The sequence below is a fragment of the Pseudomonas sp. F220 genome, assembly GCF_057813935.1.
This window is the reverse complement of record NZ_JBVASJ010000206.1, coordinates 1-255: the sequence shown is the minus strand read 5'-3', so window position 1 is coordinate 255 and position 255 is coordinate 1. Positions and strand designations below refer to the sequence as shown.

The following is a 255-nucleotide window of genomic DNA, read 5'->3' as shown; positions in this document are numbered from 1 at the left end:
CTCGCGCCATCAACAGGCGCAACAGCCAACGCTGGCGCCCGGTCTGCACGTCGGGCCGGGCAGCCAGCCAGGCAAGCGCCGCCTCCACGCCGTCACTGTCGGCCAGGGCCAGGGCTTCACCCTCCAATGACAGAATTTCGGCGTGTCCAGTGGAGACCACCACCTTCGGTTCCGGTAACCATTGCTGCGCACGATTACCGCTGACGTGCTGGGTGATCCAGTCGCGGGTGGTCTGGTCGGCGAAGGGGGTTCCGT

General features: G+C 66.7%; 1 protein-coding gene. It reads right to left on the bottom strand.

Annotation, left to right across the window (positions count from 1 at the left end):
• The coding region (locus ACZYSM_RS29655) for a type VI secretion system domain-containing protein (RefSeq protein WP_489077254.1) at positions 1-255 on the bottom strand (255 nt) is incomplete at both ends.